The 21,976-nt window shown below is 54.2% G+C and carries 19 protein-coding genes and 6 tRNA genes; 4 read left to right on the top strand and 21 right to left on the bottom strand.

Annotated features, from left to right (window positions below):
* The first annotated feature begins 3 nt into the window (after positions 1–3).
* Positions 4–522 carry an OsmC family protein gene (locus SHEW_RS06370; protein ID WP_011865038.1) on the top strand — a complete coding sequence of 173 codons (519 nt, stop codon included), beginning with the start codon at positions 4–6 and terminating at the stop codon, positions 520–522.
* A gap of 67 nt (positions 523–589) precedes the next feature.
* Here the strand turns inward: SHEW_RS06370 and SHEW_RS06365 are convergent, their stop codons facing one another.
* Together SHEW_RS06365 and SHEW_RS06360 are read right to left on the bottom strand one after the other, a co-directional pair.
* The gene (locus SHEW_RS06365) at positions 590–1,489 is read right to left on the bottom strand and encodes a porin family protein (RefSeq protein WP_011865037.1); all 900 of its coding nucleotides are present in this window, start codon (positions 1,487–1,489) and stop codon (positions 590–592) included.
* A gap of 205 nt (positions 1,490–1,694) precedes the next feature.
* Positions 1,695–5,009 (bottom strand): S41 family peptidase, encoded by a 3,315-nt coding sequence (locus SHEW_RS06360; protein WP_011865036.1) that lies wholly within the window; start codon positions 5,007–5,009, stop codon positions 1,695–1,697.
* A gap of 147 nt (positions 5,010–5,156) precedes the next feature.
* On the opposite strand from SHEW_RS06360, the gene SHEW_RS06355 reads away from it, so the two are divergent.
* Positions 5,157–5,600, top strand: coding sequence for a hypothetical protein (locus tag SHEW_RS06355; protein ID WP_223294771.1), 444 nt, complete (start codon positions 5,157–5,159; stop codon positions 5,598–5,600).
* 50 nt (positions 5,601–5,650) lie between these two features.
* On the opposite strand, the gene SHEW_RS20085 is transcribed toward SHEW_RS06355, so the two are convergent.
* The 8 genes from SHEW_RS20085 to SHEW_RS06315 form a co-directional block, all read right to left on the bottom strand.
* A complete protein-coding gene (locus SHEW_RS20085; RefSeq protein ID WP_011865034.1) occupies positions 5,651–6,418 on the bottom strand; it encodes a hypothetical protein in 768 nt (255 codons plus the stop codon).
* Positions 6,418–6,966, bottom strand: coding sequence for a sigma-70 family RNA polymerase sigma factor (locus SHEW_RS06345; protein WP_190272425.1), 549 nt, complete (start codon positions 6,964–6,966; stop codon positions 6,418–6,420). The genes SHEW_RS20085 and SHEW_RS06345 overlap by 1 nt, the downstream gene beginning before the upstream one ends.
* A 479-nt stretch (positions 6,967–7,445) precedes the next feature.
* Entirely contained in the window at positions 7,446–7,955 is a 510-nt protein-coding gene (gene purE / locus SHEW_RS06340) for a 5-(carboxyamino)imidazole ribonucleotide mutase (protein WP_011865032.1), read from the bottom strand.
* Between the two features lie 322 nt (positions 7,956–8,277).
* Positions 8,278–8,895: a transglycosylase SLT domain-containing protein gene (locus SHEW_RS06335; RefSeq protein WP_011865031.1), complete on the bottom strand. Its 618-nt coding sequence runs from the start codon at positions 8,893–8,895 to the stop codon at positions 8,278–8,280.
* 98 nt (positions 8,896–8,993) lie between these two features.
* Positions 8,994–9,434, bottom strand: a complete 441-nt coding sequence (locus SHEW_RS06330) for a hypothetical protein (RefSeq protein ID WP_011865030.1) — start codon at positions 9,432–9,434, stop codon at positions 8,994–8,996.
* Positions 9,435–9,436: 2 nt separating this feature from the next.
* Complete coding sequence (gshA, locus tag SHEW_RS06325; RefSeq protein WP_041406515.1) at positions 9,437–11,026, bottom strand: glutamate--cysteine ligase; 1,590 nt, start codon at positions 11,024–11,026, stop codon at positions 9,437–9,439.
* Between the two features lie 180 nt (positions 11,027–11,206).
* Positions 11,207–14,041 (bottom strand): M16 family metallopeptidase, encoded by a 2,835-nt coding sequence (locus SHEW_RS06320; RefSeq protein WP_011865028.1) that lies wholly within the window; start codon positions 14,039–14,041, stop codon positions 11,207–11,209.
* An 85-nt stretch (positions 14,042–14,126) separates the two neighbouring features.
* Positions 14,127–14,549 carry a YqaA family protein gene (locus SHEW_RS06315; protein ID WP_011865027.1) on the bottom strand — a complete coding sequence of 141 codons (423 nt, stop codon included), beginning with the start codon at positions 14,547–14,549 and terminating at the stop codon, positions 14,127–14,129.
* Between the two features lie 277 nt (positions 14,550–14,826).
* Between SHEW_RS06315 and SHEW_RS06310 the strand changes: the two genes are divergently transcribed.
* Together SHEW_RS06310 and SHEW_RS06305 are read left to right on the top strand one after the other, a co-directional pair.
* A complete protein-coding gene (locus SHEW_RS06310; protein WP_011865026.1) occupies positions 14,827–16,077 on the top strand; it encodes a dicarboxylate/amino acid:cation symporter in 1,251 nt (416 codons plus the stop codon).
* A 132-nt stretch (positions 16,078–16,209) separates the two neighbouring features.
* Positions 16,210–16,395, top strand: a complete 186-nt coding sequence (locus tag SHEW_RS06305) for a hypothetical protein (protein WP_011865025.1) — start codon at positions 16,210–16,212, stop codon at positions 16,393–16,395.
* A 29-nt stretch (positions 16,396–16,424) separates the two neighbouring features.
* Here the strand turns inward: SHEW_RS06305 and SHEW_RS06300 are convergent, their stop codons facing one another.
* The 11 genes from SHEW_RS06300 to csrA form a co-directional block, all read right to left on the bottom strand.
* Entirely contained in the window at positions 16,425–16,610 is a 186-nt protein-coding gene (locus tag SHEW_RS06300) for a hypothetical protein (RefSeq protein WP_011865024.1), read from the bottom strand.
* Between the two features lie 363 nt (positions 16,611–16,973).
* Positions 16,974–18,107 (bottom strand): sodium ion-translocating decarboxylase subunit beta, encoded by a 1,134-nt coding sequence (locus tag SHEW_RS06295; RefSeq protein ID WP_011865023.1) that lies wholly within the window; start codon positions 18,105–18,107, stop codon positions 16,974–16,976.
* Positions 18,108–18,115: 8 nt separating this feature from the next.
* Complete coding sequence (gene oadA / locus SHEW_RS06290) at positions 18,116–19,921, bottom strand: sodium-extruding oxaloacetate decarboxylase subunit alpha (RefSeq protein ID WP_011865022.1); 1,806 nt, start codon at positions 19,919–19,921, stop codon at positions 18,116–18,118.
* A gap of 19 nt (positions 19,922–19,940) precedes the next feature.
* Positions 19,941–20,180, bottom strand: a complete 240-nt coding sequence (locus SHEW_RS06285; protein WP_223294770.1) for an OadG family protein — start codon at positions 20,178–20,180, stop codon at positions 19,941–19,943.
* Positions 20,181–20,718: 538 nt separating this feature from the next.
* A tRNA-Ser gene (locus SHEW_RS06280) sits at positions 20,719–20,810 on the bottom strand.
* Positions 20,811–20,818: 8 nt separating this feature from the next.
* Positions 20,819–20,895, bottom strand: a tRNA-Arg gene (locus SHEW_RS06275).
* 53 nt (positions 20,896–20,948) lie between these two features.
* Positions 20,949–21,025: transfer RNA gene (locus tag SHEW_RS06270), tRNA-Arg, on the bottom strand.
* Between the two features lie 25 nt (positions 21,026–21,050).
* Positions 21,051–21,127 (bottom strand) — tRNA-Arg (locus SHEW_RS06265).
* Positions 21,128–21,164: 37 nt separating this feature from the next.
* Positions 21,165–21,241 (bottom strand) — tRNA-Arg (locus SHEW_RS06260).
* A gap of 21 nt (positions 21,242–21,262) precedes the next feature.
* Positions 21,263–21,354: transfer RNA gene (locus SHEW_RS06255), tRNA-Ser, on the bottom strand.
* 213 nt (positions 21,355–21,567) lie between these two features.
* Positions 21,568–21,765 carry a carbon storage regulator CsrA gene (gene csrA, locus SHEW_RS20330; RefSeq protein WP_011865020.1) on the bottom strand — a complete coding sequence of 66 codons (198 nt, stop codon included), beginning with the start codon at positions 21,763–21,765 and terminating at the stop codon, positions 21,568–21,570.
* Between the last annotated feature and the right edge of the window lie 211 nt (positions 21,766–21,976).

The raw sequence follows: 21,976 nt of genomic DNA, 5'->3' as shown, positions 1-21,976 counted from the left end.
AGCATGTCTTTTTCGGTTACCGTCTCTTGGCCACCAGCCACTCATGGTAGCCATCACACTGCACAAAACTCAGGGCCTCTGCAAAGAGAGCCTCTAGCTAAAGACTCTGGTACAGGCGACGAAAAGATAAGCCGGGATCACCAGCTTAGCTTCGCCAGCGGTCAAGTCGTCGCAGGTTCGGCTGCCCCCGAGTATCAAGGTAGCCAGGAAAAGGTCAATCCTGAGGAGAGTCTGCTGAGCGCGCTGGCGGCTTGCCACATGCTGAGTTTTCTCACCATAGTGGCGAAGAAGCGTCTGACGCTGCTGAGTTATCGCGACGAGGCAAGGGCCGAGCTGGGAAGAAATGAAAAGGGGCAGATGGCTATCACCCACATAGCACTTACCCCTGAGGTTGAAATGGCGCAGCCACTGAGCGAAGAACAGCTAGCTAAGCTGCATGCCCTCGCCCACAAACACTGCTTTATCGCCAACTCACTGGCCAAAGAGATAGCCATTGAGATAGCGCCTCGCCAAAAGCGCTAACACTAATGTCTCTAAGGGTTAGTATCGCTAAGGGCTTGTGTCTCTAAGGGATAATTGTCGCTAAGGGCTAGAACTGATAGGTTAGCGACAAAGCCGGGCCTTTAAAACCATAATAGATATCGAAATCGGCCAGATCTTTCTCGACCTCGACGTCTATCTTGTAATACTTATAGCCCAACTCCACATCCAGAGAATCATTCAGCCGGTAGTTGACCCCGGCGCTGAAATCAAACAATTGCCCCTTGGTATCCCCCAGGCTGACATAGAAATACTGCGCCCAACCTGAGAGGCTCCAGCGATCGTTAATACGGTAGCGCCCTTGCAGGCCGAGATCGGGTAGCGGCGCCGTCACCTCGGTAAGGGCATTGCTCTTGGGGTTAACGTCCACCACCTGGCACTGGTCGTCGACGCAGGCACCAATTTCCCCCACAAACTGCAGCTTGAGCCACATGATATGCAGACCGGCAAGCAGGGTCAGATCGACATCCTCGCCACTGTAAAAGTTATAGCGATAGCCCAGGCGCAGAATATCCACGTTAAAGATGGTGCTGATATCCGCCCCCGCCTGCACCAAGTAGGTCTGGCCCGAGTTCACTTCGGTATACTCGTAGGGCTTAGAGATTGAGCGATTACGGGCCTCGCGATCCAGTCGTTTCCAGTCGAGATAGACGCCGTGATTTTCATTGAACCAGTAGGCCAGTTCCAGCGTGGGCAGGAGCTCCTTCTCTACCAGGGCCAGATCGTTCTCGAAATCTAGGGTGAAATCTTTACCGAGATCTGGGTTTTGCACCACAATGCCGGAATCAGAGTTAGCGTAAAAACCGCCCAGGGTAACAGAAAAACCCTGCTGCTCGGCATGGGCTAACTGTGCAGAACCTAAGGAAACCGTACTCAATAATACAGCGCCCAGTCGCAACAAGGCATCAGTGACGTTGCGACCTTTGCTAACTCCATAAGTGGTTTTCATGTTCACCTTCCTGATATTCCGACCTAGCAACCTAAACGATGGCTGCGACATACCTATAAGCTAATACAATTTTTGCAGTTTGTATCTGATACAGCAGAAAAAAACAGCAACAGCCGCCCATAAAAATGGAGGTTACCGACCTGGGAACTGCTTGGTCGGTAACCCCCTAAAATGGTTTGGGTTAAGTTAAAGGCAAATAAAGGCGTTATTTGACGTCTTGAGCCATCCCGCTGCTTGGCATAGGCTGCGCCTTAATGGGTAGCACAGGCTCTAACTCCAGCTTCTGCTTGAGGTAATTCAGCGCCTTGTTCAGCTGTGCATCCTCGCCCTTAAAGGTGGCATGTGGCAGGTTATCGACCTCGATATCTGGGCTAATGCCGCGGCCTTCCACTATCCAGCGTCCGTCCATGGCGTACTGAGGATACTCGGCAACCCGCGCCATCCCTTTGTCGGTCAGCGAGTTACGACCCGAGAGCCAGACACCGGCCCCGGCGGTCTGCTTACCGATGAGCGGGGCCAGACCTAGTGCCTTGATGCCGGCAGAGAAAGTCTCGCCATCTGAATAAGTCAGCTGATCGGTCAGCACCACCAGATGACCACGGAAAGTCTGCTGCATGTTAGTGTTCGGCGTCCCCTGAGTTGGCTGCCAGAACATCCAGGCGCGGCGCAGCAGTTTCTCTATGATCCAGCTGTCGATATTGCCGCCACGGTTGCGGCGCACATCGATAATCAGGCCCTTCTTCTCTATGTTGGCGTAGAATTCGCGGGCAAAGTTGGCGATATCGCCCGAGCCCATGGCATACAGATGCAGATAACCTATCTCGCCATCGGCCGCCTTAGCCACCTTCTGGTTATTGTTGTTGACCCAGTCCAGATATCTCAGTTTGGCATCGGCGCGGTTAGCCACCGGCAACACGATTGTCTTGAAGCTGTTGCGATCGCGCTTGAGAGTTAGCAGCACCTGCTTGTCCGCCTGATTGCGCAGGTGGCGGGCCACATCGGCAACGTTTTCAACCGGTTTGCCGTTGATCGCCAGGATGATGTCGCCCACCTTGGCATCAACATCGACTCTCGCCAGCGGTGAAGCCTGCTGGGGTAACTCGGCATCGTTTTGATAGATATGGGCTATCTGGACCCCTTGCTTGGTCTGTAACAGGCGGGCACCTAAGTTAGCGCCCTGGGGCTGATTAGGATCTAGTGGCAGATCGCCGCCGCGCACCTGAGAGTGCAAGGCATCGAGCTCGCCCATCATCTGCATGAAGATATCGTTCAGTTCGTGACGATCGGTCAGTCTGGCCAGCAACGGCTGATACTTGGCCTTGGTCGCCTGCCAGTCGAGGCCGCGCATCTTCTTGTCGAAGAAGGAATCTCTGTGCATCAGCCAGGCATCTTCAAACATCTGCTGCCACTCGAGCTGCGGAGAGATCGCCAGTTGCCACTGCTCTGTCTGTACCTTGGCATGGGCAAGATCTTTGGGCAGGGATTCGCCCGTATCGACGATCAGCATCTCCGCGCCGCCTTTACTGTGGCGACGCAGGAAGAGCTTGCTGTCATCGCCAGAGAGCGCATAGCTGGCGACATCTTCGCTGAAGGTTTCCACCTTAGGGCCGAGGGGGTCGAACTTGACCCACATCAGATTTGGAGCCTGGGCGCGGTCGACAGAATTAGCCAGCATGTAAAGTCCCTTCTCGGTCACCTGTAGCTGGCTGTAATTACCAGAGGCGACCGGCACCTGCCACAGGCGCTTGCTGAGCCCCTGCCACTGAACCTGGGTCTTAGCGGGCTTTTTAGCCGCTTCTTCCTCTTTGGCCGCAGGCTGATTTAACTCGTTTGGCTTGCTGAAGGGGAATACCGCCTTTGGCGTCAGCGCCAGCGCGAAGATCTGCCCGCGCTTGTCAAAAACCGGTCCCATGTTGCGATCGCCCCAAGGCGAGGTTGGGGTGGCATTAAACTCACGATTAGAGATGAAATAGAGCCACTGGCCATCATCGCTAAAGGCGGGCGAGAAAGACTCATACTTGTCGCTGGTCAGCGCCTCGGCTCTCTCCTCTTCCAGAGAGTAGAGCACTATCTGTGGTCTTAGCTGACCTCGTTCATCCTTGGTGACGGCGATGAAACGGCTGTCGTTCGACCAGACCACATCGCCATAGGGGCCAAGTCCCTGACCATTGGTCAATATCTTGCTGTTGCGCCCCTTCTTGAGATCCAAGAGCCAGAGGTCGCCGTTGTAATCATCGTGGGCAATGTAGCGTCCATCGGGAGAGAGGCTCAGCGCCATACGCAGGGCCTTGCCATCTTGGGTGAGCTGTTTGGCCTCATCGCTGCCATCTGCGCTATAGCGCCAGATCTCCTGCTCGCCCGAGGCGTCGCTGATCCCATAGACCCACTTGCCATCGGGGCTCATCACGGCGCCGCGAACCCGGTAGTCTCCCGGCAGGCCCAGCTCAACCAAACGCGAGCCATCTGTACCCGCCAGTGCCACATGGCTGCGGGCGGTGATCACCACCTTGTCACCATTGGGCGCCAGGCTGGTGGAGGTGGCATATTTCATCGGCTTGTTGACCCAGTGCTCACGGCGCTCAGGAAAATCTGAGGTCAGGTGGATATCCAAGGTAGACACCTGATTGCTGGCGATATCATAAAGCTTGATATCGGCGCCCTGCTGGAACACCACGCGTCCCTGCTCGAGACGAGCACCGCGTACCTGCCAGTCGCTAAACTGAGTAAGCTGACGCAGGTCTTTGCCATCTAAGGTCATGGACCAGATATTATCGTTGCCGCTACTATCACTGACGAAATAGAGACGGTCCTGCCACAGCATGGGCTGGCGCACCGAGCCGTCATGCTCGGCGGTTAAAGGCTGAGCCTCCTGGTCACTGCCAAGCTTATAGCGCCACAGCTCTCCCTTGGCGCCGCCGCGATACACCTTGGCGTTATCGCCGGTGGCTTGCAGACCGAAGCGGGTAAAGTAGACATATTCACCGGCGTTATCCACCACGCCTTCGATGGCATCGGCCAGCGGCAGATCTTGCGTGGTCAAACTCTCAGGGTCGACACTGCGCAGCACCCAATAGTTGGCGGGGCCAAAGGCATTATCCGTGGCATAGAGCACCTTGCCATCTGGCGTCCAGCCCTGCACCCGCACACGGCTGTTTTCGAAACTGACTCGCTTGGCGACGCCGCCCTGAATGGGCATGACATAGACCTCACTCGCCCCTTCATAGTTGGCGACAAAGGCAAGCTGCTGGCCATCGTTTGAGATGGCGGCGCCTAGCTCCTGCGCTGGCAGGCTGGTAAGCCTTCTCGCCTGGGCATCGCCTAACTGCTGAATCCAGAGATCCCCTTCTGCGGTAAATACCAGGGTATCGCCATGAATCGCAGGCGAGCGGTAGTAGCCGACGTTCTGCTCAGTAGCCTGGCTTTCAGCTTTTACATTTTCAGCTTGAGCGGCAAAAAGTGGTGCGGAAGAAGCGGTGCCCAATGCAATTGCGCAGCAGGCAAACAGGTGAGAGAGTTTCATAAAGCGCCCATAATTAAGTCGGATTTATTCTTATGGGGCAACAAGGTAGCAAACTTTCCTTAAATCTACAGTAATTTGTGGCTAAAGAAGTATTAGCAAATGTGTACAACTATACTTAGGCCAAAATTCCTTCTATCTCGGGTGGCTATGGGACAGGATATCGACACTAAGGTGACAAAAAAGACGCCAGCCTCCAGTGAGCAGAGCCGGCGCATCGCCCAGTTTCTGGCGAGCCAACCCAAGGCGCTGGCGGCAAGCTTTAGTCAGGCACAACTCGAGGCGATAGATAACGCCTTGCAGGGACGCAGCTGGCAGCGACACGCCATAGACAGCCGAGGCACCTTTTCCATCCCCTTTATCCCCTGGCGTTTCTACTATGTGATGCTGCTGGGGCGCAACCGCCGGGCTTTCACCCGGCGCGAGAAACGTCTCTCCAGCCTGGCGCTGTTTGGCGTCATCATCGCTCTTATCCTGATCAGCCTGAGCCTGGGGTTACTCCTCCTCTATCTGCTGAAATCCGCGTTGGGGATTGATCTGTTCGAAGGCCACTCGCTGGGAATTTGGGATGCGGTAAAATCTTGGTTTGAATAACAAAACGGGGCACTAAGGCCCCGTTTTCAATGCTATTGTTTCAGTTACTGTCACTCTTTACTCTGCGAGTGAGCCTTAATCTGCTTCAATAACGCTTGCCACTGCTCATGCTGGGGATGGCTGTTATCTTTCAGCCTTGGACGCTCCTTGAGCAGTCTGTGGTACAGGGTATCTGCATCACCCCACAGCTTGCTATCGACCAGCTGCTGCAGATGGTTCACCGCCTGAATATCCGATATCACCGCCTTGGCCTGAGTCGTTGCTTTTGCATCTATTGTAGTATCCAGATCAGCAGCACCGACTTGCTGCGCCGTTAACGATTCGAGCTCGCCTTGGCCATCGGCCTGACTCTCTGTTTTCACATCAATAGGCGCTTTACGCGCCATCATAGTCACGGCTTGAGGGCTTGCCAGCTCCGCATCTGCTGCATCAGCCTGGGCACTCGGGCCCTGCTGCACTTTCGGCTCTTGCTGCTCAGTAGGTGCTGCCATGCGCATCGCCTGAGGCTCACTGGCAAGCATGGGCCGGACTTGATCGTTTATGGGGGGGGGGCCATTGAGGTTCAACAGCAAGAGGCTGGATAACAGCAGCACTGAGGCGGCCGATGACAACGGCCAGCGATAGCGGCGCCAGAAGCTGGCCTGAATAACATTGGCTGCCCCGCTCTGCTCACTTTCGCCAGCATGTTCAGTTAGGCGTTGCTGGGCCATCGCCAGGATACGGGCATCCAGCTCTGTTGAAGGCTGCTCTGTGGCCTTAGCCAGATAGAGCGCCTTTAGCTCGGCATCCGAGAGCATTTTATCGTTTTCATCTGACATTAGACTGCTCCTGCCATTTTCTGTTGCACACAGGCCTTGAGCGCCTGATTAGCATAACGAATTCGACTCTTAGTGGCCTCCATGCCAACCCCGGCGATCTCACCTATCGCCGCCGCGGTAAATCCCATCTCCACATTCAGCAGAAAGGCTTCTTTCTGCACATGGGGCAGAAGGCTGATGCAATGCTTTAAGAGCAAGGCCTTCTGCTCATCCTCTAGCCGACCGTCCGGGCCGCTCTCATCGCTGGGGATGACAGCCTCCAAGGACTGCTCCTCGCCTGCCGGGTCGCTTAGGCTGTCCACAGGTTTCAGCGCCCTGACATGATCGATCAGCAAGTTATGGGCGATGCGATAGAGCCAAGTGGTAAACTTGGCGCGCTGCTCATAGCCTGCGGCGGCCTTAATCACCCGGCTCCAGGTCTCTTGATAGAGATCTTCGGCCAGGGCACTGTCGCCTAGTTGACGCTTGAAATAGCGATACAGGCCGCCCTTGTGTTTATGATAAAGCTGCTCAAAGGCACCTTGATCTCCCTGGGCGTATTGCGCCATCAGGATTTGATCACTATCTGCAGTTACTTCAGATACCTGTTCCACGCTGGGACTCCCTCATACCGACTCCTCGAGCGGCGTTAAACTCATGCAATAGCTGAGTCTGCATCCCTCGACGGGGTTTGTCCATGCTTTGGCAACAAGTTGCTTCGCTTTTCAGCAATTTACGGGTATATATTCGGGCAAGTCGCGACGCCTAGGACTAAGTCTATCCCACGCCTCTGTCATCCTAGCCTTTCATCCAAGCTATTCATCCTAGCCATTAGGTAAAAGCGCCCTTCACAGCTATAGACGTAGGGGAAATGAAAAAGGGTTAAACATCAGTTAAAAAATGAATGCAGTAAAAATGATCAGAAAAATGAATATGAGAAGAGCAAGAGATAGGCGAGAGATGAGATAAAAAAACGCCACCCGAACGGGCGGCGTCTCAGGCTGATGAAGTCCCTTTATACAGGCATCAAGCAGCCATTAGGCAGGCATTAAGCGTTAGCCAGCTTCTCTTGTAGCTTGGCATCTTTTGCCTGTACGGCTTCAGCCGACTTAGCGCGCTCTTCTTTTACCGCAAGTGCCAGGGCATCATCGCCAACGGCCAGCATCTGCGCCGCCAGGTAACCCGCGTTCTTCGCACCCGCGCTGCCGATAGCTACGGTAGCCACAGGCACGCCGCCAGGCATCATCACTGTCGATAGCAGAGCGTCATGGCCCTGTAGTGGACCGCAATCTACTGGCACACCGATAACCGGACGTGTGGTGATACCGGCTACGGCACCTGCCAGGTGAGCCGCCAGACCCGCCGCGCAGATAAAGACCTTACAACCACGCTCTTCGGCATCGTGAACGTAAGCGTGGGTCGCTGCAGGCGTACGGTGCGCCGAGGTCACCTTGGCTTCGTATTGAATACCGAAAGCTTTAAGTACATCTAAGGTGGCTTGCATTGTTGGGAGATCAGAATCCGATCCCATGAGTACGGCAACAAATGGCTTAGTCATCTTTTATCCTTTTTGTAGGGTAAGGCTATTGTTTTGCGCGCATTATAGTCATTTTTAAATGCAGATAACAGTGATCGCCGGGATTAAGCTAAGTAGCGCAAAAAGGCTTAAGCAGCATTGACTTAGCCTCAAAATAACTGCCAGTTATTGTACGCTGATAAAAACAGTGAGTTCTTGAGTTTAAGGTAGGCAATTTTTCGAGGAACAAAGACGGAATAACGGCCCCGAGGAGGCACATGGAGGAGGCACATTAACGACACGGTAAATACCTTTTTTGGGCCTCGCCTGCAGCTTTAAAAGCTGACGAAGCCCACATCTAGGGTTAACCGAAGAAGAGGCGCCACAACCAGGAGGAGTCAAGATCTTCCTGACAGCTGCGGTATTGGGCGGCATAACGCTTAGAGCGCTTGTCGACCTTATCGGCCACCTTGATCAGCCAAGGCTTCTGCCTGTAGGTACCACGCTTATATCCGCCCCACCCCTCGTGATAGTTGAGATATTGATTGCGGGCATCCCACTTGGAGACCCCATTTATCTTGTGGGTCTTGTAGATAAACCAGCCCATGAAATCCATGGCATCGTCGAAGTTGCTGCGGCTCGACCAGGAGTTGCCCGTCTCGCGCACATAGTCATCCCAGGTTAGCGTCTTAGCTTGGGCGTAACCATAGGCGTCGCTGGCACGGCCGATGGGGATAAAGCCCAAGAAGTATTCCATCGGCGGCGCCGCGTTGTGTTTAAATGAGCTTTCCTGATACATCATGGCCAGGGGCACATGTACCGGCACGCCCCACTTTTCGCGGGTATCGACCGCGGCCTCATACCAGTCTCGATTCTCTTGATAGATGGCGCAGAGGTTTTCAGGATCCTCTGGCGGTGAGGTGGCGCAGCCCCCCAATGACAGGAAGCTAACGGCAAGTAAGGCTAAGGAAATCTTTCTCATCAACAGACCGAAAACATTAAACACATTGGGCTAGTTTCACATCCTTGCAGTAGAGAAGCAATCGCCAGGCGGCAAATTTACCCCATGCTATCAATCCATTAGTTTGATTCGTTGAGGAACTCACACTCATGAGACTCCTGGGCCCACACCACGGGTTGCCAGTAGTCGGTATCCAGGCCGCGATAGATCTTGTCCTGATTAAACTGAGCCGCCAGGTGATAGCGCTGATTCGCCTCGAGATGCAGCGTCAATGTCTTGGTCTGGCGCGCCGCGAGTTTCACCTTGAGTCGCGGCGAGTCGATGAGTTCGGCCAGGGTGAATTGATATTCCCCCGGCGCGAGACGATAGTTGGGCCTTGAGATCACAGGCTTACCGTTGAGATGGGTCACCACGGCGCGGTACAAGCCCTGAGACTCATCCGGCATCTGATAGCCAGACACGGTCGCGCACAGCGACTCGTTGTCGGGGCCAGAGGCGCAGCCCGACAGCATAGACAGTGTCAGCAGGCCAATACCTGCACCAATAGCGCGAGCCTTCATGCTTATACCACTTGATCTACCGGCGCGGGCGCCTCGGCGAAATAGTCGGCAAGATACTGCTCGAAATCCTGCACTGATTCCGCCTCGAGCTTGGCCTGGGCCGCCAAGGATTGCTCGGCCGCCGCCTCATAGGCCGCCTCAACCTCAGGCGTCAGCGGATAATCGCGCAGGGCATGGTAATAGTCTTTCGCCAGGGATTTCACCCACTGGCTATGATCTATCCCCTCGGCCAATAGTGCAGACATCACGCGACCAGATAGCGTCTTGGCTGGGTCGCGCACCGCCTCGAGCCAATGTGCCAGGCTGTCTTGATAAGCCTGTCCCTCACCATCGAGCAGCTTAGCCAAGGTGCTTAGCTCACCAAACAGGGACTCGAGCCAGGCCTGTAGCGTAACTTGCTCGCCCCCACGATTCAGGGTCAATCCAGGCTCACGGCCACGGGTGATCACCTTACTTAGGTTAGCGCCAATGGCGGCCTCATCTGTCGCATCGCTCTTTGGCGATGGCGTCAATAGGCAGTGCAGCAGGAAGAGATCTAGGAAACGCACCTGATCGGCATCTATCCCCACAGGGCTGAAGGGGTTGACGTCCAGTGCACGCACCTCGATATATTCGACCCCAGCGCGGGCCAAGGCCTGAGAAGGCTTCTCGCCGGCGAGGGTTACCCGCTTAGCCCGAATGGGCGAGTAGAACTCGTTCTCTATCTGCAGCACGTTGGCATTTAACTGACGGAACTCGCCCTCGACCTTGACGCCGATCTTCTCGAAATGAGCCGATGGCATCTTGATCGCCGCGTTGATCCCTTCGAGGTACTCAGCTAGCGAGTTGTAGCTGATGTTGAGCCGCTCCTGCTCCTTGTTGGTGTAACCCAGATCGCTCATGCGCAGCGAGGTGGCATAGGGCAGATAGAGGGTACCTTTGCCTAACTTCTCGAAGGCGAGATCAGTTTGTTGACCTTTGATGAAGGAGCCACACAGCGCCGGCGAGGCGCCAAACAGATATGGCAATACCCATACCAGGCGGCGGTAGTTACGGATCAATCCAAAATAGGATTCAGAGATGAAATCGCCTTTGCTCAGGCGTTTATCCGAGCCTTGATAGAGCAGCTCCCACAGTGCATCAGACACGGAAAAATTAAAGTGCACGCCAGAGATGATCTGCATCTGGGCGCCATAGCGATAGGTGAGGCCTTTGCGGTACAGACGCTTTAGCTGCCCGGTATTAGAACTGCCATAATCGGCGATGGGGATATCGGCTACATCGCCGACATAACAGGGCATGCTCACCGGCCAGAGTTGCTGCAGGCCCAGGTGCCTTACCGAAAAGGCGTGGGTCTGGGTGAGATCCGTCAGCAAGGCTGAGATATCTTGATAGACAGGGGTGATAAACTCTAACAGGGACTCGCTGTAGTCTGTGGTGATCCGCGAATGGGTCAGTGCCGAGCCGAGCGCCTTAGGATGTTTATCCATGGCCAGATGACCATTCGGCTCAATACGCAATGCTTCGCGCTCGATACCTCGTTGCATACCTGCCAGTGCGGCGCTTCCCTGCTCGTTGTCGAGTAGGCCTATCACTTCATCGAAAGAGTTCAAATTCTTCGTCTCTCATTGCTTCAACCGTTTGCCTTGCAAGTCAGACCTGCAAAAAGCGCGTTTGCTTTCGCCATCACCACAAAATAGCCGCTGTGCTAGATCCTTGGCAAGGGAAAAAATAAAGCGGTGAGCAGAGTTAATGCTCACCGCTAGGGCCTATATTGGGGCGCAAGCTACAGATTACAACTGCAAATTTTTCACCTGGTAGCCCAGGGCTTTAATCTCCTGTTCGATCTTCGCCCTGTCGCCGACAATCAACACGATCATCTTGTCCAGGTTCAGCTTCTCCTTCGCCAACTGGTTCAGCTCATCCTTGTCAACGGCCTTGATGATATCGGCCTGCTGCTGGGTGTAATCGGCGGCAAGCTTGTAGCGCTGGATCTTACGCATGAAGCCCGCCTTCTGGTATGGCGTCTCATAATCCAGTGCCTGGCCCTGAGAGATAGAGCTGCGCAGGAAGGCCAGTTCCTTGTCTGTCATCCCTTCAGCCTGATAGGCGTTGATCTCCTTGGCAAACTCAGTGAGCGCCTTGGCGGTGACATCACTGCGCACGCTGGCCGAAGCCTCGAACAGACCAAGCTCGCTGCCGCCGCTGAAGTAGCTGCGGGCACCATAGGTGTAGCCCTTGTCTTCACGCAGGTTGAGGTTGATGCGGCTGTTAAAGGCGCCGCCCAGTGGATAGTTCATCAAATATGATTTGAAGAACTCGCCGGTGGCATCATAGGGCATAGCGCGCTTACCAATTTTGATCACCGACTGGGCCGCGCCCGGCTTGTCCAGAATATAGACGGTGCCGGCATCTAAGGCTGGCATGGCGGCCAAACTTGGCAATGGCGTCGCCTCCCCTTGCCACTGAGCCAGCCCCTTCAGCTTAGGCATCAGCTGGGCCTTGGACAGGTTAGTCACGGCCACTATCTGGGCGTTACCGGCGCGGAACTGCTTGTTGTAGAAGGCTTTGACATCATCCAGGGTCAACTGAGACACGCTAGCGGGCGTGCCCATCTCACTCACCCCAAGGGCGGTGTCTTTGCCGTAGAGCAAGGCATCGAACTGACTGTCGGCGACATAGTTAGGGTCCGACTGCATGTGTTGCAGGCTCTGCAGGTGTTGTTGCTGCACCCGGGCAAAATCGCTCTCTTTAAAGCCAGGGTGGAACAGCTTCTCCTCGACGATAGCCAGAGTCTCATCCAGATGCGAAGTCAGGGCCGAAACCTTGATATAGCTCTGATAGATGCTGCTGCCGAAACTGACGCTGCTGCCGAGCATCTCCAGCGCCTGGGCCAGCTCTTCTGTGCTGCGCTTGTCGCTGGATTCGTTCAGCATGGCCGCGGTCAAACCGGCCAATCCCGCCTGCTTCACATCGGTCAGGCGATGGCCGCCGTTAAGATAGATGAGCAGCTCGACGGTTGGGGTCTCATCGCTCTCTGTACCCATCACCTCAATGCCGTTGGCCAGCTTGTCTGTCCAAAGGCTTGGCGCCGTGATAACAGGTGCCTGTTGGGCACTCGGCATCACGCTGCGATCGAAGCTGCTACCAGCCTTGGCCACATCAACCATGCCGGTCACGGCCTCGGCGGCCACCCGCGGCGCAGGCGCGACAAAGTTATCTTCGTGGGCGATCAGCTGCTGTTGTCCCTGAGGCACCACACTCATCACCACAGACGGCTTGCCCTTGATGTAGGTATTAAACACCCGCATCACATCTTCCTTGGTGACGTTGGCGTAGCGCTTGAGGTCGTGGGCTATCATGTCGGGATTACCGAAGAAGGTCTGATTCAGGGCCAGGGTCGATACCTTGCCCTTGACGCTCTGCAAGCCGAAGATGGTGTTTGCCTCAAACTGCACCTTAACTTTCTGCAGGTCGTCATCTGTCACGCCGCGCTGTTCAAACTCGGCGATAGACTCGCGAATACGACGCTCGACATCCGCCAGCTGACCACCTCTGGCAGGGTTTGCCAGGGCATAGATAGAGAACTGACAGGCCAGCTCCTGACAAGGGTGGCTCACGCCGGCCTGCACAGCATAGCCATCCTTCACCAGGTTCTTGTACACCAGCGAGGTAGGTCCGCCGCCGATGATGTTGGCCAGCAGATCCAGCGCCGCTTCATCTTCGTGGCTGGCGTAAACGGTTGGAAATGCCATGCGCAGCAGCGGCAGGTGCACCCTGTCTTCCATGGAGATGTAGCGGGTCTTATCTAACGTGACCAGCGTCTTGGCCTCAGGCTTCACCTCTGGGCCTCTTGGGATCTCACCAAAATATTTGTTCACCCAGGCCAGGGTCTGCATCTCGTCGAAATCGCCGCCTATGGTGAGTGTGGCGTTGTTCGGGCCGTACCAACGCTGGAAGAAGTGTTTCACATCATCGAGCTGGGCACGATTGAGATCCTCTGGCCAGCCGATGACAGGCCAGGAATACTGGTGCCCGCTGGGGTAGAAGGCCTGATTGAAGCGCTCGTTCATGCGACCATAGGGCTGATTGTCGATACGCTGAGCGCGCTCGTTCTTCACCGTCTCGCGCTGCACCTCGAACTTGTTGTCGGTCAGGGCCGGCAAGAAATACCCCATGCGATCCGACTCCAGCCAGAGCATCTTCTCCAGCTGATTGCTGGGCACAGTCTCGAAATAGTTGGTGCGGTCTGTGTTGGTGGTGCCGTTAAGTGTGCCACCGGCCTCGGTTACCGTCTTGAAATGCTGCTCGTCGCCCACATGCTCTGAGCCTTGGAACATCATGTGCTCGAATAAGTGCGCAAATCCCGAGCGTCCTGGTAGCTCTCTTGCCGAGCCCACATGATAGGTAACATCCACATGCACCAGAGGATCGGAATGATCCTGATGCAGGATCACCGTCAGGCCGTTGGCCAGTTGATATTTCTTGTAGGGAATGCCGACGCCCGACTCGGCCAGGGCTACATTTTCGATCAGCGAAACGCCCTGAGGCAGCGCCACGTTTGCCGGTGCGTTGGCACAGGCGCTTAGCGCGGCCGTGATCGCCGCAGCCAATATCCATTTTTTCATTCTTTACTCCTATTTGAAACAGTGAGGCCAGCCTTTATCGAGACAGCTTTTGCCAAAATAAGTTCGTCCCTAAAGACCACACCGCTTACAACCAATGTAACGCCAACGCCGCAACCAGCAGGTAGCGCACTCCTTTCCCTATAAAAATCATTATGCTGGACTTGACCAGTGGCATCCTGAGCCAGCCTGCCAGCAGGCATAAGATATCGCCGATGAGGGGCGCCCAGGCGAGCAGCAGGCTCCAGTAGCCGTAGCGCTCGACAAGCCGCAGCCCATGACGATAACGGCCGCTGGCCATCTCCTCGGGCGTCTTGGCGAAACGCCCCAGGGCGCCAAGATAGTAACTGGTCAGAGACCCTAAGGTATTGCCCAGGGTCGCCATGACCACTAGGGAGACCCAGGTCTCGGGCGCCTGATTAATCAGCGCCGCCAGTAGTACCTCAGATCCACCCGGTAACAAGGTTGCGGCTAAAAAGGCGCCGCTAAAGATCAACCATAACGCCGTCATGATCCCTTACCTAATGAAAAAAAGTAAATTTTTATGTGTGCTGTTTTCAAGGTGATCATGTTACCTAAAAGTAAAAATTTAATCTTATTAAAACAAACTCTTATATCACAATAAGTTATAACAAAATCGCTTTGGTAAGCAAGGCATCAGCCAGATACAATATCTGGCTCACTCGCTAAGGTTGAAATACCTGGATGGCTCATGCTAGAACAAGCAATTCATTTTTGATTCGAAACGCCATCCACAATAACGACTTAATAAATTTGGAATAGATCCCATGTGGCAAACAATTAAACAGATCCCCTTTTGGCAGAAGGTTCTCGCCGGTTTCATCTTAGGGGTTGGCCTGGGCGTTGTCCTGGGCGAGCAGGCAACCCAACTCAAGCCGCTGGGCGACCTCTTTATCGCGGCAATCAAGATGTTGGTTGCGCCGCTGATCTTCTGCGCCATCGTCGTCAGCATCACCTCTCTGGGTAATGATGTTAGCCTCAAGCGCCTGAGTATCAAAACCCTGGCCATGTTCATGCTGACCGGCACCATAGCCTCGCTTATCGGCCTGGCGATCGGCTCGCTGATCGACATGGGCGGTTCACTGGAGCTGGCCACCACAGAGGTGCGCGAGCGTAACGTGCCAGGCTTTGCACAGGTACTGCTGGACATGATCCCGGTCAATCCTTTTGCCTCCCTAGCCGAAGGCAAGGTGCTACAGATCATCGTCTTCGCCGCCTTAGTCGGTATCGCCATCAACAAGATTGGCGAGAAGGCCGAGCCGCTCAAGCGCACCATAGAAGCGGGCGCAGAGGTGATGTTCCAGCTGACCCGCATGGTACTGCAACTGACACCTATCGGTGTATTCGGCCTGATGGCCTGGGTAGTAGGTGAATATGGCCTCTCAACCCTGTTGCCGCTGGGCAAGTTTATTGGCGCCATCTATATCGCCGCACTGATCCACATGGTCTTCGTCTATGGCGGCCTGGTCAGATTTGGCGCCGGCCTGAGCGCGGTGCAGTTCTTCAGAAAGGCGATGCCAGCCCAGCTGGTTGCCTTCACCACGGCGTCCAGCTTCGGCACCCTGCCCGCCAGCACCCGTGCCACTGAGACCATGGGCGTATCGAAGAAATATGGCGCCTTCGTGTTGCCACTAGGCGCCACCATGAATATGGACGGCTGTGGCGGTATCTATCCGGCCATCGCGGCCATCTTCATCGCACAGATCTATGGTATCCCGCTGGAAATGACCGACTACATGCTGATCGCCGTTACCGCCACTGTGGCCTCTGTGGGTACAGCAGGCGTACCCGGTAGCGCCATGGTGATGCTCTCTGTCACCCTGGGCGTGGTAGGTTTGCCCCTCGAAGGCATCGCCTTTATCGCCTCAATCGACAGGGTGATCGACATGATACGTACCGCGACTAACGTGACCGGCGACATGATGACGGCCGTGGTGGTGGGCAAGTCTGAGGGTCAGCTCGACCAGGAGCAGTTCTATCGCAATGAAGAGAGCGACGCCCCTGAGGTTGCCAGCTAATCTCAGTTCCGTCCGATAAAAAAGAAGCCGCTTAATGCGGCTTTTTTATTGCTAATTGCTTGTTAAATCTGAAATAGTAGGTTTAAATCATATATTAACTGCACCCAGCAATTAAGGTATCAAATAACCGCCATGGCTCGCCTGTTTTTACTGCCAATCATCTTAAGTTTGTTCTGGGCGCTGTTTCTCTATCTCAACGGCGTGCCACTAAAACAAGGCAAGAAGGGCTTTATCTATATCATAGCGATCAGCGCTACCCTCATGCTCTCACTCGGCTTTCTGCTCTGGCTCACCGCCGGGCAAAACCTACGCGGTTAACTCAATGTCAATCGCCCTGCGGGACGAAATTACCCCTGCTGGGTGAAGGTCGCCAGATGCGCCTCGAGCTCGGCTTCAGTAGTCGGCAGCTCACTCAACTCGAAGGTCAATGGATCGCCGCCGTTTAACATAAACACCGAATGATCGCCGTGGTCATAGTGAAACCATTTACCGTTCACACAGATATCGGTATAGCAATTGGGTCGTAATTCCATCGTCTACTCCTCACTAATTGGGTCATGGCTCACCAAAACTGACGTATTGAGAGCTGCATCACACTATAAGACACTAAATCGGCTAGTCAGGCGTTGATCTGCATCAAGCGCTTTAGCATTAGCTTGATTAAGGGAAGCCGAATGGATAGTTGTCTTTGAGAAAGCTGTCTTGCGGAGGAGACCCGTTGGCTCTTAATAAAGGCGGGCTTTACAACAGGAGTTAACGACAGGGCTTAGCAACTGAGTCTAAAAACAGCACTTAAATAGCGCCCTAAAATACTCAGCCAAATACTTAGTCAAAAAAAACGGCCGACACAGGTGTCGACCGCTTCATCAGTTCAACGTGTAAGTAATCAGCTTTAACTAGCCACCCAGTACCGCCAGCAAGACACCGGCTGCGACCGCAGAGCCCAGCACGCCGGCCACGTTTGGCCCCATGGCGTGCATCAAGAGGAAGTTTTGCTGATTGGCCTGCAGACCCACCTTGTTGACCACACGGGCGGCCATAGGTACGGCCGAGACGCCGGCGGCGCCGATCAGCGGATTGATCTTACCGCCAGACAGCTTGCTCATCAGCTTAGCCATCAGCACGCCAGCCGCGGTGCCGATACCGAAGGCCACGGCCCCCAGCACCAGGATGCCTAAGGTTTCCAGCTGCAGGAACTTATCGGCCGAGAGCTTGGAGCCTACCGCCAGGCCCAAGAAGATGGTCACTATGTTGATCAGCTCATTTTGCGCCGTGTTGGAGAGTCTATCGACCACGCCAGATTCACGCATCAGGTTGCCCAGACAGAACATGCCCACCAGAGGCGTCGCCGCCGGCAGGAAGAGAATGGTCAGCCCCAGCACTGCCAGCGGGAAGATGATCTTCTCAAGCTTACTCACCTCACGCAGTTGCTCCATCTTGATCTGACGCTCAGCCTCAGTGGTCAGCAGCTTCATGATAGGCGGCTGAATGATGGGCACCAGCGCCATATAAGAGTAGGCCGCGACTGCGATGGCACCGAGCAGCTCAGGCGCCAGCTTGGAGGCGAGGAAGATGGCCGTCGGGCCATCGGCGCCGCCAATGATGGCGATGGCCGCCGCATCCTTCATGGAGAACTCGAAGCCCGGCACGGCGTTAAGGGCGATGGCACCGATTAGGGTGGCAAAGATCCCGAACTGCGCAGCCGCCCCCAGCAACAGCATCTTAGGGTTGGCGATAAGGGCACCAAAATCGGTCAGGGCCCCGACCCCCATGAAGATCAACAGGGGAAAGACCCCGGTTTCGATCCCCACATGGTAGGCGTAATAGAGCATGCCGCCCTCTTCGGTGAAGCCCCCGTTGGGGATGTTGGCCAATATGGCGCCAAAACCGATAGGCAAGAGCAGCAACGGCTCGAAACCTCTGGCGATGGCGAGATAGAGCAAGAGCGCCCCCACTGCCATCATCAACAACTGGCCGCCGGTAAAGTTAGCAATACCCGACTCGGCCCAAAAGGCGATTAATCCGTCCATCTTAGCTCCTATGCAATGGCAAGCAATTGATTGCCAACGGCAACAGAGTCGCCTTCTTTGACCCACACCTTGGCGACTACGCCATCGGATTCGGCGCGGATCTCTGTCTCCATCTTCATCGCCTCGAGGATGATCACCACATCCCCCGCCTTGACGGCATCCCCTGGCTGCACATTCACCTTGAAGATGTTGCCCGACAAGGGTGCGTTCATGGGCGAGCCTTCGCCTACAACGGGTGCGACGGGCTCTGGCGCCGCAAAGGGCACCACATTCTCGCTCGGCACTATCTGACTGATATCGCCGCCGGGAGAGACCTCCACCACGAAACTCTGGCCTTGCACATTGACCGTATAGGTCTCCTTACCCTGTGGCTGACGCGCGCTAGCTGGCTCGCTTACAGTCGCTGCTTGAGTTGTGGCTTGAGGTGCCTCTGGCTTAGGCTCGAACGCATCCGGATTATCACGGTTCTTGAGGAACTTAAGGCCGATCTGCGGGAAGAGCGCATAGGTCAAGACATCATCGTCCAGCTCAGCTGCCAGGCTTATCTGCTCGCTGGCGGCCTTCTCGCTTAGTTCGGCCCTCAGGCTGTCCAGCTCGGCGGGCAGCAGGTCTGCGGGGCGACAGCAGATCGCCTCAGCGCCGGCCAGCACGCGAGCCTGTAGCTCACGATTTACCGGCGCAGGCGTGGCGCCATATTCGCCCTTGAGCACACCTTCGGTTTCCTTGGTGAGCGACTTATAACGCTCACCTGTGAGCACGTTGATCACCGCCTGGGTACCGACGATCTGTGATGTCGGAGTAACCAACGGAATAAAGCCAAGATCTTCACGCACCTTAGGGATCTCTTCGAGCACAAGATCCAACTTGTCGGCGGCGCCCTGCTCTCTCAGTTGATTCTCCATGTTGGTGAGCATGCCACCTGGCACCTGGGCGCGCAGAATACGCGAATCGATCCCCTTGAGCTCCCCTTCGAAGGCAACATATTTCTTACGCACCTCTCTGAAGTAGGCGGCGATCTGCTCGAGCAGCGCCATGTCGTAACCCGTGGCCCTGTCGGTATCTTCCACCATGGCCACCAAGGTCTCGGTAGCGCTATGACCATAGGTTTGGCTCATCGAAGAGATAGCGGTGTCGAGCACGTCGATGCCAGCTTCAATCGCCTTTTGATAGGTCGCCGTACTCAGGCCCGTAGTGGCGTGGCACTGCATAGAGATGATCAGGTTAGTCTGCGCCTTGAGCTGGCTGATGAGATCGAAGGCATCGAAAGGTTTGAGCAGGCCGGCCATATCCTTGATACAGAGCGAGTGACAGCCCATATCTTCCAGACGCTTAGCCATGTCCACCCAAGTATCTAAGGTGTGTACCGGACTTGTGGTGTAGGAGATGGTGCCCTGGGCGTGACCGCCAACCTCGACCACAGACTTAACCGCCGTCTCTAGGTTACGCACATCATTCATGGCATCGAAGATACGGAACACGTCCACACCATTTTGATGCGCGCGCTCGACAAACCTATGCACCAGGTCATCACCATAGTGGCGATAGCCCAGCAGGTTCTGTCCCCTAAGTAACATCTGCTGCGGCGTATTGGGCATGGCCTTCTTAAGCTCGCGAATGCGTTCCCAGGGATCCTCCCCCAGATAACGGATACAGGCGTCAAAAGTAGCACCGCCCCAGGATTCCAGCGACCAGAAGCCCACCTTGTCGAGTAAAGGGGCGATAGGAAGCATGTCGTCGATACGAAGACGCGTGGCAAGAATCGATTGATGCGCGTCGCGCAGGACGACGTCGGTTAATGCAAGTGGCTTGCTCATAAAAACTCCCTACTTCTATTTATGCTTTGGCGCGATATTGATGGACGGCGGCGGTGATCACGGCGACCATCTTAGGGTCGACGCCTGGAAAGCGTGAAACTTGCGCTTCGCTCGCTTCGGCTAGTGGTGCGAGACTAGGTTTAGGCGCACATTTCCAGGCCACCAGATTAACGACCCCAATGAGTATGGTTAGGAAGATAAACACCAACCCCATACCCAGCACCATGATCATCAGTGCTTCCATTATCTGTTGAGCCATTGAATCCATACTATCCTCTCAGGTTAATCGAGCACATCAGACTTACGGCCTAGCCGCAGGACATGCTATTTATTCAGGTAATACGCATTAAAATCGACAGGTGACATGACAGGTGTCGTCGATTGAGGCGCAAAAAGATCGCCTTTAGCCAGGAAACCTTAACCAATCTATAACAAAAAGGCGAGCACCTTGTAAATTGGTCTTACCAAATTACGACTAATTGATAAGGGGCTTTCGGTTATTTCACAATAAATGGCGACTATTTTTGACGATCACATAAAAAATTAGCCATCAAATCTAGAATTAGATTAAAAAGCCCTAATCTGCTTGAAAATTGAATTCACGAAAACGAACGAGATCGAGAGTGATATGCAAGATTATGCAATCTGCCTAGGCAATAAGCGCGGTAATATTGAGAGATGAGCAAGATTGGCTTAGATATGAGCCAGATGACGATAGACTTTGAGTTTTTGAGCTTTGAATGGCATGGGGGAACAGGCATAAAAAAACCCGCAACCTAAGTTGCGGGTTTTAATAATGGCGGAGAAGGAGGGATTCGAACCCTCGATGGGAGATAAAGCCCATACTCCCTTAGCAGGGGAGCGCCTTCGGCCACTCGGCCACCTCTCCGTCTAAAATGGTACGCGTGAGAGGATTCGAACCTCTGACCGCCTGGTTCGTAGCCAGGTACTCTATCCAGCTGAGCTACACGCGCAAAATTCTAGGCTTTCAAACAAAACGACGGCCAAAACCGTCGATTTTTAAATATGGTACGCGTGAGAGGATTCGAACCTCTGACCGCCTGGTTCGTAGCCAGGTACTCTATCCAGCTGAGCTACACGCGCACAGAAATTTTGGTAAGTTAGGAGATGGTACGCGTGAGAGGATTCGAACCTCTGACCGCCTGGTTCGTAGCCAGGTACTCTATCCAGCTGAGCTACACGCGCATCTTATATCTATAACCTACTTTTACTGAAAAACAAATGGTACGCGTGAGAGGATTCGAACCTCTGACCGCCTGGTTCGTAGCCAGGTACTCTATCCAGCTGAGCTACACGCGCCCTGTTTTGTCAGTTAAGAAATGGCGGAGAAGGAGGGATTCGAACCCTCGATGGGAGATAAAGCCCATACTCCCTTAGCAGGGGAGCGCCTTCGGCCACTCGGCCACCTCTCCGTTTTCTTGGCGCACATATTACTGTTTGAAGAAAATAAGTCAAACCATTTCTCCTAAACAAATTCTGTTTGAGCTGTTTTTAAGCAGTTATCCCTATTTCCCCTAATAGCCTGTATGCTATGTCGCCGTTATGGTTAAAAAGCTGTCAGCCAAAAACAAAAAAGCCAGCAAACTTGCTGACTCTTATAGTGTAACGCCGGTTAAATCTATCGCTTAAAAATTGCCGCCTTCAGAAGAGCTACCTGACTTTTCAGACTGAATACGCTGATAAATCTCTTCACGATGAACTGAAACTTCTTTTGGTGCATTAACACCAATACGAACTTGATTACCCTTTACGCCTAAAACGGTGACAGTAACTTCATCACCAATCATCAGTGTTTCACCAACACGACGAGTCAATATCAGCATTTTTTGCTCCTTTAGTTCCTAATTCTGCTTATACGGCATTATTCCGTTATGACCTTATTATACGGTCAGCTTAGTACAAATTAATAGTGTTCTGATAAAAAACACCCTTTTATTGCATGTTAATTCGTTTAAATGTGCCGCACATCGCTGATTTATCGGGATCAGGCATGACAGATAACCAAGATAGTAATGGCAGTCAGTTAAACCAGCA

It is taken from the genome of Shewanella loihica PV-4, from assembly GCF_000016065.1.
In the GTDB taxonomy this organism is placed as follows: Bacteria; Pseudomonadota; Gammaproteobacteria; order Enterobacterales; family Shewanellaceae; genus Shewanella; species Shewanella loihica.
The sequence above is the reverse complement of the archived record's forward strand: the minus strand, read 5'-3'. Positions and strand labels throughout refer to the sequence as shown.